Source organism: Streptomyces sp. NPDC037301, from assembly GCF_055602785.1.
In genome coordinates this window covers 213,180-224,296 of record NZ_JBVJWD010000008.1, presented here as the reverse complement: position 1 = coordinate 224,296, position 11,117 = coordinate 213,180, and the positions used below count along the sequence as shown (strand labels likewise).

7 protein-coding genes and 3 pseudogenes are annotated in these 11,117 nt (G+C 70.0%); 8 read left to right on the top strand and 2 right to left on the bottom strand.

Annotated elements, in window-relative coordinates:
* The first annotated feature begins 111 nt into the window (after positions 1 to 111).
* Positions 112 to 1,962 (top strand): serine hydrolase domain-containing protein, encoded by a 1,851-nt coding sequence (locus ACZ7IB_RS16300; protein WP_470913119.1) that lies wholly within the window; start codon positions 112 to 114, stop codon positions 1,960 to 1,962.
* Between the two features lie 83 nt (positions 1,963 to 2,045).
* Here ACZ7IB_RS16300 and ACZ7IB_RS16295 read toward each other — a convergent pair whose 3' ends face one another.
* Positions 2,046 to 2,666, bottom strand: coding sequence for a LysE/ArgO family amino acid transporter (locus ACZ7IB_RS16295; RefSeq protein ID WP_470913118.1), 621 nt, complete (start codon positions 2,664 to 2,666; stop codon positions 2,046 to 2,048).
* Positions 2,667 to 2,895: 229 nt separating this feature from the next.
* On the opposite strand from ACZ7IB_RS16295, the gene ACZ7IB_RS16290 reads away from it, so the two are divergent.
* The 7 genes and pseudogenes from ACZ7IB_RS16290 to ACZ7IB_RS16260 form a co-directional block, all read left to right on the top strand.
* Positions 2,896 to 3,771, top strand: a complete 876-nt coding sequence (locus tag ACZ7IB_RS16290) for a phosphotransferase (RefSeq protein ID WP_470913117.1) — start codon at positions 2,896 to 2,898, stop codon at positions 3,769 to 3,771.
* A 291-nt stretch (positions 3,772 to 4,062) separates the two neighbouring features.
* Positions 4,063 to 5,283, top strand: a complete 1,221-nt coding sequence (locus ACZ7IB_RS16285; RefSeq protein ID WP_470913116.1) for an MFS transporter — start codon at positions 4,063 to 4,065, stop codon at positions 5,281 to 5,283.
* A gap of 36 nt (positions 5,284 to 5,319) precedes the next feature.
* A complete protein-coding gene (locus ACZ7IB_RS16280) occupies positions 5,320 to 5,523 on the top strand; it encodes a hypothetical protein (RefSeq protein ID WP_470913115.1) in 204 nt (67 codons plus the stop codon).
* Positions 5,524 to 5,611: 88 nt separating this feature from the next.
* Complete coding sequence (locus ACZ7IB_RS16275; RefSeq protein ID WP_470913114.1) at positions 5,612 to 6,931, top strand: FAD-dependent oxidoreductase; 1,320 nt, start codon at positions 5,612 to 5,614, stop codon at positions 6,929 to 6,931.
* 87 nt (positions 6,932 to 7,018) lie between these two features.
* Positions 7,019 to 7,401, top strand: a pseudogene (locus ACZ7IB_RS16270) (recombinase family protein).
* Positions 7,402 to 7,693: 292 nt separating this feature from the next.
* Positions 7,694 to 9,354: pseudogene (gene istA, locus ACZ7IB_RS16265) on the top strand (IS21 family transposase).
* A pseudogene (locus ACZ7IB_RS16260) lies at positions 9,351 to 9,869 on the top strand (ATP-binding protein); the annotation flags it as partial. The pseudogenes istA and ACZ7IB_RS16260, both read left to right, overlap by 4 nt.
* Positions 9,870 to 9,956: 87 nt before the next feature.
* Here the strand turns inward: ACZ7IB_RS16260 and ACZ7IB_RS16255 are convergent.
* The gene (locus ACZ7IB_RS16255) at positions 9,957 to 11,066 is read right to left on the bottom strand and encodes a LacI family DNA-binding transcriptional regulator (RefSeq protein WP_470913113.1); all 1,110 of its coding nucleotides are present in this window, start codon (positions 11,064 to 11,066) and stop codon (positions 9,957 to 9,959) included.
* Positions 11,067 to 11,117 lie beyond the last annotated feature (51 nt).

Genomic DNA, 11,117 nt, shown 5'->3' with positions numbered 1-11,117 from the left:
GCCGGGGGCCTCCGCGACAGCAGTGGTGACAGTAATCTCTGCGGCGGCAGGAAGTTTCATCGTCGGACGAAATTTCGAAAGTTACTTTCGCGCAGCAGGAAGGGGTTCCGGATGACCGAGGACGCGGCCGGCAGAGGGATCAGCCGACGCAGGCTGGGCGGTGGGATGCTGGCCCTGGGCGGAGCACTCGCCCTGGCGCCGATTCCGTTCGCGGACCGGGCGTCGGCCATGGAGTCGGGGGCGGGGTCGTCGGGTATGCACTCAGGGATCGGGACGAGCGCGGCATCCGGGCAGGCCCGGCCGACGCTGCGGCGCGGATCCGCCGCCCGTGCCGGGTTGTTGCAGGGACCTTTGGACCAATTGGTGGTCGATGCGGAGAAGTTCCTCTCCAACTCCCCCAAACACCCTTGGTACGCGGGTGCGGTGCTGCTCGCCGGGCGGGGTGGCACGGTGGCACTGCACCAACCGATCGGCAAGGCCGTGCGCTACGCGGCGTACGACGAGAAGACCGACACGGGGGTGGAGTTCCCGCCCGACCAGCAGATCGCCATGGCCGAGGACACGGTCTTCGACCTGGCTTCGGTGTCGAAGCTGTTCACCTCGATCCTGGCCGTGCAGCAGATCGAGCGCGGAACGCTGGAGCTGGAGGCGAAGGTTGCCTCGTATCTGCCCGATTTCGCCGGTGGCGGCAAGCAGGACATCACGATCCGTCAGCTGCTCACGCATACGTCTGGCTTCCGCGCCTGGATTCCGCTGTACAAGGCACCTACGCGGGAGGGGAAGCTGGAGCTGCTCTGGAACGAGGTGCCTGCCAACCCGCCCGGCACGGTCTACCTCTACTCCGACCTCAATCTGATCTCGCTGCAACTGGTCCTGGAGAAGATCACCGGCCGCACGGAGGATGTCCTGCTCCGTGAGCAGATCACTGCTCCGCTCGGTATGCACCGCACTCGGTACAACCCGCCGGCCTCCTGGAGGCCGAAGATCGCCGCAACCGAGGATGCCCGGCTCCCCTGGTCCGGCCTCGACCGCGGGCTGGTCTGGGGCGAGGTGCACGACGAGAACGCGTACAGTCTGGACGGCGTGGCGGGCCACGCCGGAGTCTTCTCCTGCGCCTGGGACCTCGCGATCCTCGCCCGTACGCTGCTCAACGGCGGGATCTACGGCCGCGCGAGGATTCTCTCCGCGGAATCGGTGGACCTGCTGTTCACGGACTTCAACACCGCGTTCCCCGGCGATGCGCACGGACTCGGCTTCGAGCTCTACCAGCACTGGTACATGGGGGCTATGGCAACCCCTCGTACCGCGGGCCACACCGGTTTCACCGGCACCAGTCTGGTCCTGGACCCCACGACGGACTCGTTCCTGATCGTGCTCGGCAACTCGGTGCATCCGGTGCGCAGTTGGCGCTCCGGCAGCGCGCCGCGCGTCGCCACCGCCAACCAGATGGCGCGCGCCGTCGCGGTCCGTCCCGCCCGGGGGCGTACGGCATGGTTCTCGGGACTGGCGAGCGGCACCGGCGCCACGCTCACGCTGCCCGCGCTGCGTCTCGCGTCGTCGCGGGCCCGGCTGAGCTCGGCCCTCTGGTGGGACACCGAGCCCGGGTCCGATTTCCTCTTCCTGGAGGCGTCGGCGGACGCAGGGGCGACCTGGCAGGCGGTGCCGTTCACCACCGTACCGATGGCCGGTCAGCACCACCCGGATCCCGAACCGCATCCGACGGGCTCGGTCTCCGGCTGGTCCGGCCGGGTCTGGCACCGTCTCGACGCGGACCTCGCCGCATGGCGCGGCAAGGAGGTGCGGCTGCGGTGGCGGTACGCCACGGATCAGCTGTACGTCGGGCGCGGGGTGTACGTGGACGCCGTCCGGGTCGAGGACGGCAACCGGACGGTCTTCGACGAGAGCCGGTCCGGGGATGCCGCGGGCATCGAGGCGCTGGGGTGGACGGCTTCAGCGGACTGAGGCGGACAGTGGTTCACTGAGGCGGGCTGTCGAGCCATTGACCGGCCGTGCCGGGGAAGGGCCGTCCCCCTTCCCCGGCACGGTCACAGCAGCCGGACGGCGAGTGCCGTGATGAGGACGCTGGAGACCAGAGCGGTGACGAGCTGCCCGCGGCTGCTCGTCACCGCCCTGCCGAGCAGCGCTCCCCCACCGGCGAGCAGCAGCTGCCAACTGGCCGACGCCACAAAGGCGGCCAGTACGAACACCGCCCGCTCCAGGTGGTCGGCGTCGGCGGTGGTACGGCTGCCGAGCACGAGCGCCGCGAAGTAGATGACAGTGGCGGGGTTCATCATGGTCATCCCAAGCAGCATCAGGTAGGACCGTGCCGGACTGACGGGGTCCGTCCCGATCCGGGCCGCTGTCCGCCGCCCCCGGTACCGCGCGATCGCCACCGTACCGCCGCGGACCGCCAGCGCGATCAGCACCAGTGCCGACGCCCATCGCAGGGCCGGCATGACCGGCGTGAGCACGTGTGTGAGCGAGGAACCCCCCACCACCGCGACGACCGCGTAGAGACCGTCGGCGGTTGCGACACCCAGGGCCGCACAGGCCCCCGTCCTGAGGGACGTCCGGGCGGTGAGGCCCACCAAGTAGGTACCGACCGCCCCCACCGGTATGGCAATGCCGTACCCGGCCAGAAGTCCCGCGACCAGGACGGCCATCATGCGCGTTCGGGAGTCGGTCTCCGCAGTCCGCCGGGCTGCTGCTGACCACGCACCGAGCGGGCGGCGGAGATCGGCGGCAGCGGGGCGGTGATCGATTCCATGGGCAGATGGTGGGGCCGGCGCGGCGCCGTGGGCAAGGCATTTTCGTGACGTCGGACCGTCCGGGGCCGGCAGTGCGGCGTCGGCACCCCCTTCCGCGGGGCAGGTGCCTGCAACAGAGAATGCTCCGATGACCACATCTCCGCAGAACTGGACGCGCGCCGAGCGACTTGATGCCGACCGGGTGACAGAGGCCCTGTACGCCGAGACAGGTGTCCGGCTGGTGGTGGAGGGACCCTGTCCGGGAGGGGAGGTCGGTGCCGCGTACGTGCGGTGGCCCGACGGCCACCGGTCCGTGCTGAAGTGGCGGCCGGATACGCAGCTCAAGGATCTGCGGGCGGGACCGTTGGCGGTGTGCGAAGTGCTGCACACGCAGGGGTATCCCTGCCCGTCGTCGGAGTTGGCGGTCCAGGTGGATCACGCGGTCGTTCTGGTCCAGGAGTGCCTGCCGGGCACGCCGGTGAAGTGTCTGGACCACCATGGGCTGGATCAGGCACTGGCCCTGAACGAGTCGCAGGCGGGGCTGTTGGCCGGACGTACAGATGTCCCGTTGATGAACCTGTATCTGCTCGACGACGGCCCCGGCTACTGTCTTCACGGGCCACTGCGTCGGCACAGCCGGCGCAGCGGTGACCTGGAGCGGCGGATCAGGTCGGTCGGGGCCGACCACCCACACCAACTGCCCGGGCACGACGTCGTGCACCACGACTTTCACCACGGCAACCTGCTCGCCCTCGACGGTTCGGTCACCGGCGTCATCGACTGGGACGGCGCCGGCCGGGGCGACCGCCGTTTCGACCTGGTCACTTTGCGCTTCGGGCTGCATGCGAACGAGCAGGCCCCGGGCGTCACGAGCCGCCTCGACGACATTCTGGACGGCCTGCCCGACGATGTCCTGCGTCCCTCCTGGGCGCATATGAGTCTGCGCATGGCCGACTGGGCCATCAGGCACTTCGCGCCGGGCGACGTCGAGCACTGGATCGACCTGGCCGAGCAACGCGTGTGATGAGCGCAGGGCACGTGAGCCGCGGCGGAGCTGTGCTGGACGAAGCGTTGCAGATGCCGGCAGGGGGATGACCTTCTGCGGTCAGCGGACTGGCACGAAATGAGACCCGGCGCGACCGGCTGGGACTACCAGTACCACCTCTCCACCGCCCCGGGCACCGAGCCGGCCGGCCGGGGTGGCCCCAGGAGCCGCGGAGGGCGGACTGCCCCGGGTGCGGGCGGCCGTACACGCACCGCTTCGACTGCTTCCGGGAGCAGGATAGGGTGCCCGCCGGGCGACCACAGGAGGAAGATGAAAGCCGCGGTTGAACTATCGAAAACTCCCTTAAAACCACTGCAAGTTGCCGCATTCCGGCGATTCGTCCTCGCCAATCTCATCTCGGCGACCGGGTCCGCGATGGCTCCCCTCGCCCTCGCCTATGCGGTGATCGGACAGGGCGGCGGAGCCGGGTCCCTCGGCGTCGTGCTGGCCACCAACTCCGTACCGACGATCGTCCTCACCGTCGCGGGCGGCGTCCTCGCGGATCGTCTGTCGCGCAGCCGGATTCTGTTTCTGAGCAATCTCCTGTCCGCGGCCGCGCAGGGGGTGCTCGCCGTGCTGGTGGCCACGCATCATGCGACGACCGCTTCGATCGCCGCGTGCGGCTTCGCGTCGGGGGTCGCCGTGGCCTTCACCGCGCCGGCCGCGATCGGTGTGGTGGGGCAACTCGTCGCGGCGGAGCACCTGCAGCAGGCCAATGCGCTGGTCCGGCTTCCGAACAATGCCGTCAAGGTGCTCGGCCCCGTCGTCGGAGGTCTGATCGTCGCGGTCGACGGCCCGGCGTGGGCTCTGTCGTGGGATGCGCTCACCTTCCTGGTCGCAGCGCTCCTGCTGCTCGGCCTGCGGCTGGGCACGCCGGTCACGACGGGCAGTGCCCTGGCCGACCTGCGGGCGGGCTGGTCCGGCTTCCGCTCCCGCACCTGGCTGTGGACGTACACCGCCGCCGGAACGGTCGTGGTCGCCGCATGGCTGGCCTGCTTTCAGCTCCTCGGCCCGGTCGTCGCCGCCGAGCACTACTCGGGGGCGCGTTTCTGGGGGCTCGTCCAGGGCGCGTTCGCGTTCGGGCTGCTTGCGGGGACGGTGGTGTGCCTGCGCTGGAAGCCCCACCGTCTGCTGGCCGTTGCCGTCGTCACCGGCTCCGGGCTCTGCCTGCCACCGGCGGCATTGGGAATGGGCCTGGCCCTGCCCTGGGTGCTGCTCAGTGCCGTGCTCGCGGGCGTGGGACTGGATGTCGCCATCGTGGCGTGGAACACCGCGCTCCAACAGCACGTGCCCCAGGAGGAACTGGGCCGTATGAGCTCGTTCAACGGTGTCGGGGAGCGTGTCGCCATCCCACTCGGCTACCTCATCACCGCACTCGCCGCACATGCCTGGGCCGATCGGACCGTGCTCCTGGTCTGTGCCGGTGCCATCGTGGCCACCACGGTCCTCAACCTCTGTGTACGGGACGTGTACCGCGTCAATCGCGTCTGAGCGTACGGGCGTGCACTCGCTGCTGCTCCAGCAGGTTTGGCCGAACCGGCATGGGCATCGAGGCTTTCGGGCGAGGACCGGCGCGGCCTGACCGCGCTGTTCCGGTCCAACGTCAACCCGTACGGAACCTTCCGCCTGGACGTGGACAAGCGGCTCGACCTGGCGCCGGCCGCTGCCGTGCCCCGCCCCCGCACCGCGACGGACGACGCCGGTTCTCGACCGGAGATCGCCAAGCAGTAGGCTCATTCCGCAACACGACGCGAAGGGGAGCTCAGTGGCGCGGGTTGCGGTGATCGGTGGGGGTATTAGCGGGCTGGGGACGGCGCTCATGCTTGGCCGACGGGGCCACACGGTCACGTTGTTCGAGCAGGACGCGCGGCAGGCCGGAGCGGACCTGAACCGGGACTTCTTCCACTGGGACAGGCCCCGAATCCCGCAGGCCATCCAGCCCCACTCGCTCCTCGCGCCCGTGCGCACCGTGTTGCGCACCGAGACCCCTGATGTCTACGCGGACCTGCTGGCACGCGGAGCCCGGGAGTACCACGAGTTCGACTGGTTCGGTGAGCATCCGCCGCATCGGGCTGGCGATGAGGACTTGGTGACCCTGCGCACCCGCCGCATCGTACTGGAGGCCGCCTTGACCGCGGCCGTGCGGCGGGAACGCACTGTTGATGTGCTGCGAGGCTGCCGGGTGCGCGCCCTCACCATCGGGGATGGCCGTCCTGCCCGGGTCACCGGCGTGCAGGCGGGCGCGGAAATGCACCAGGCGGACCTCGTCGTCGATGCGTCCGGTCGTCGCTCGCTGGTTCCCGCCTGGCTGATCGCTGCCGGCTGCCGCCCGCCCGTGGTCGACAACCACCGCACCGGGATCGCTTATCTGTGCCGTTGGTATCGCCTGCGTGCCGACGGCCCGCGTGACCCCGGGCGGGTGAAGACCGGCTCGGCCTCACCGTTCGCGCTCGCCGGCGTCTTCCCTTCCGACAACGACACCTTCGCGGTGAGCCTGGTGCTCTCCACGGGTGATCCGACCCGCGGCGCGCTCACCGACCCCGCCGTGTTCGAGGCCGCCGCCCACCGCTTCCCCGCCACCGCCGCCTGGCTCGACCTGGCCCCCGAACCACAGTCAGCCGTCCTGGCGATGGCCGGCCTGGACAACCGCTGGACCGCCCTCGCCGACGATGACGGACCTATCGTCACCGGCCTGGTCAACGCCGGGGACAGCCTCATCCACACCAACCCCACCTTCGGCCATGGCGCGGCCCTCGGCCTGCGCGCCGCCCAGCACCTCGCCACCCATGCCGACCAGATCGCCGCGGACCCCATCGGCTACCACACCTGGACAGCACAGGCCCTCCGCCCGTGGTTCGACGCCCAGGTGACGGCCGACCGTGCCAACGAGCAACGCCTCGCCGAGAGCTCACCACCCTCAGATCGGCGGGCTGCTGCCCTGGCCGCCTGCGCCTTTGACGATCCCGTCGTCATGAGAGCCCGAGCCCAGGTACGCCATCTCCTGCGACTGGCCCCCGACGCCTACGGCACCGACGAAGTGGACCGACACGTCACTGCCTGGCTGGCTGCCCACCCGGACTTCTCGCCAAAGCACGACGGCCCGACCCGAGATCAGTGGGATGCACTCATCCCAGGCTGAGCGCTTGCCTGGCGCCTCACCTTCGGCGCTCAAGTGTCGGCAAACGAGCGTCTGCCGACACTCAGGCCCGTGATCGAGAACCCACAGATGGACAGTGTCGACAACCCGCGTCGGGAATCAACGTCGGTGAACGGTCCGCACGGGAGTTTCCGACACATGCTCATCGGCTACGCCCGGATCTCGACCGCCGACCAGAACCCCGATCATCAGATCGACGCCCTGCTGCGGGCCGGCGTCGACCGCGACAGCATCCACGTCGACAAGGCGAGCGGCGCGAAGGCGGCACGTTGAAGGTCACCCGGCTCGACCGGCTCTCCCGTTCGGTGCTGCACCTGGTGACCCTCGGCGCCGAGCCGCGCGAGCGCGGGATCGGACTGCACGTCATCGAGCAGGGCATCGACACTTCCACGATGGAGGGCCGGGCGATGTTCGGGATACTTCCGTACTCGCCGAGCTCCAGCGCGAACTGATCGTGGCGAATACAAACGGACGGTCTCGTCTCCGCTCGGGCCCGCGGCCGGGTCGGCGGGCGCAGGCCGAAGCTCGCCGCGGACCAGGCCGCGCTCGCCCAGCAGTGATTTCTTCGGGGTGGTTGGGCACCACGTTTCCGGCCGGATCGGGCACCAGCGGTTTTCCGGTGGGATCGGGCTCCACTTGGTGTGACGGTCTGTGACATGCCGCTTTCGGCGTAATCGGTGGTTGTGGGCCGTTTGGCCGTCACGCAGTGCCTGTTGATCACGGTCCAGGTCAGGGAGACCGCTGGTGCACAGGTCGCGTGAAGTGTTGTGCGAGAGGATCCGACAGGCCCACCGAGAGCAGAGGCTGTCGGGCCGGGAGCTGGCCGCGAAGTTCAAGGTGTCACGACGCACGGTGCGGCACGCGCTCGAGTCGCCGGTGCCGCCGAAGCGGAAGTCGCCACCGCCGCGGCCCAGCGTGCTGGAGCCGGTGAAGGTCTTCATCGACGCGATGCTGCGTGAGGATCTGGACGCTCCTCCGAAGCAGCGGCACACGATCGTGCGGATCATGGAGCGTCTCGCAGCGGAACACGACTTCGAGCTGGCCCGTCACAACACGGTCTGGGAGTGCGTCAGCAAGCGGCGGCCACAGATCAAGGCGGAGGCTCTGAAGGGCCGCCGGCATCTGGAGGGTGTGGCGCCGCAGGCGAAACGGCCGGGCGAGGAGGCGGAGGTCGACTTCGCCGACTTCTGGCTGGACCTGGCCGGGCAGCGCCGCAAGTGCGTCCTGTTTACGCTGCGATTGTCCTACAGCGGCAAGGCTGTGCGCCGCGTCTATGCGACGGCCTCGCAGGAGTCCTTCCTGGAAGGGCATGTGGAGGCCTTCACCGTGCTGGGCGGGGTGCCGTCGCTGCACATCCGCTACGACAACCTTCGGCCCGCGGTCAAGCAGGTGCTGTTCGGGCGCTCGCGGCTGGAGTCGACCAGGTGGGCGTCGTTCAAGTCGTGGTACCAGTTCTCAGCGTTCTACTGCGCTCCGGGCGAGGCCGGCGCGCATGAGAAGGGCGGCGTGGAGCACGAGAGCGGGCGGTTCCGCAGGAAGCACCTGGTCCCGCCGCCGCAGGTCGATTCGCTGACGGAGCTGAACGAGCGCCTGGCTGCGATCGACGTCGCGGAGGACGCCCGGCGCGTCCACGGTCGGCCGACCTCGATCGGGTTCGACTTCGAGGCTGAACGCGACCGCCTCCGCCCGCTGCCTGGGGACGACTTCGACTGCGGCATCGACCTGACACCGCAGGTCGCTCGTTCAGCGGCCGGATCACGGTGCGCCAGGGCTACTACTCGGTGCCGGCGAAGTTCATCGGGACCAGGGTGAGGGTCAAGCTGCGGGGGAACGAGCTGTGGGTGTTCGACGGCCGCCAGGTCGTGGCGCGCCACCCGCGCCGTTACACCTACCACGACATCCTGGATCACTACCTGGAGATCCTGCTGGTCAAGCCGGGCGCGTTCGCCGGCGCTTCCGGGCTCGCGCAGGCCCGCGCGGAGGGCGGGTTCACGAAGGTCCATGAGGCGTTCTGGGCCGCGGCCAAGCACAAGGCTGGGGACCGGGACGGCACCCGGATGCTGATCGAGGTCCTGCTGCACCGCCAGCTGCCCGCCGACGCCTTGGTGGCGGCGATGGAGACGTGTCCGCGGATCGGCTCGGTCTCCACCGACCTGGTGGCGATCGAGGCACGCAAGGCGATGGAGGGCACCGACGCCGAGGACGCCGATCTCCTCACCTCAGACCCGCCCGCCACCGACAGCGCCGACCAGGCTGGGGCCGGGGCTCAGGTGATCTCGCTCCGCGCGCGGCGGCTGCCGCCCGATCCACGCACCGCGCTGCCCGACATGAGCAAGTGCGACCGGCTCCTCACCCCGGCCGCCGGCCGCCAGACCACCGCGAACCAGAAGGGCCACGGGGCATGACCCGCAGCATCACCGTCACCGACCAGGACCTGGACCACGAGGAGGCCCAAGGACGGGACCGGGTCCCGCCCCGCCGGGTCCCGCTGCCCGGCGACCCGGAGGACATGCTCATCGACGAGGCCTGCCGGGGCCTGAAACTGCCCGACTTCCGCGAACGGTTCATCGAGCTCGCGGCCACCGCCCGACGTGAGCAGGCCACCTACAAGCAGTTCCTCCTCGACCTGCTCCAGGTCGAACTCGCCGACCGCGACCTGCGCCGCCGGCAGCGACTGCTCCGGCTGGCGTGCTTCCCGCGTCCCAAGCGGCTGGAGGACTTCGACTTCGCCAAGAACCCGAACGTCACCCCCGAGGTCGTCGCCGATCTGAAGTCCCCCGTCTGGGTCCGCGAGGGCCGCCCGCTGGTCCTGATCGGCGACAGCGGCACCGGCAAGAGCCACCTGCTCATCGGGATCGGCAACGCGATCGCCGAGGCCGGTCTGTCCGTGCGCTACTCCACCACGTCGGCGCTGGTGAACGCGATACGGCCCCGCCACGCCTCACCGGCGCTGCCGCACTCCTGTGCGGCGAGCGCAGGCGTCGGTCGGGACCTGGGCGTCGGCGCGCTACGCCGACCGGCCCGCCACCCGCTGCCCGGCCCCGCTCGGCCCCGGGACCGCCGCGGCCACACCGGACGGGGCCGGGGCCGTCGACTCCCGTACGACCAGTCTCGGCCGGATGAGCAGCGACCGTCCCGCCGCGGGCGCCGAGTCGATCCGCGCCCGCAGCTGCTGGAACGTCTCCGCAGCCATCTCCGGCAGCGGCTGACGGACCGTCGTGAGCGGGGGCTCGAAGAGGTCGGCGAGGAGGATGTCGTCGAAGCCGACCACGGAGACGTCCTGCCCCGCACTGCGCCCGGCGTCCTTGGCGCCCCGGCAGATCCCGATCGCGCACATGTCGTTGATGGCGACGAACGCGGTGGGCGGGCGCGGTCCGCCGAGGAGTTCCCTGGCCGCGTTCCGTCCCAGTTCGGCGGCGTCCTTGTCACCGAACTCGGCTGTGTCGGCGCCGGGCCAGACGATCGCGTCGGCCGGGTCGAGACCGGCCGACTCCAAGGCGGCCCGGAAGCCGCGCAGTCGCTCGCGGCGGTTGACGCTGTTGACCGATCCGGAGACGAACGCCAGTCGGCGGTGGCCGAGTTCGATCAGATGACGGGTGGCGAGCTCGGCACCCATCGCGTTGTCGACGCTGATGGAGGCCAGCGACGGCGGGTCGCCCGCCTGTGCGGTGCGGTCGAAGGCGACCATCTTCAGTCCGCGGCTGAGCAGCGGTGTCACATGGTCGAGCGAGGGAAGCGAGGAGCAGAGCACCACTCCGCTGACTCCGTCCGCGAGCAACTCCTCGCCGTACTTGAGCTCGCGGGCCGGATCGCGCTCACTGTTGCAGAGCAGCACGTGATAGCCCTCGGCGAGCGCGATGGCCTCCAGCTCACGGGCGAGCGCCCCCCAGAACGGGTTGGCGACGGACGGCACGATGAGACCGATGACCTTGATGCGGCCCGTTCGCAGCATCCGGGCCGCGCGGTTGGGCCGGTAGCTGAGCTGCTCGATCACCTGCTCCACGCGGGCCAGCGTGGCCGCCTGCATACGGTCCGTACGCCCGTTGAGGACGTTGGAGACCGTACTCGCGGAGACCCCCGCGGCCTCCGCGACCTGATGGATCGTTACCCCGCCCATGCCACCTCCGGTTCGGAACGCGTCTGACCCTACCAGTGTATCGATTTACTT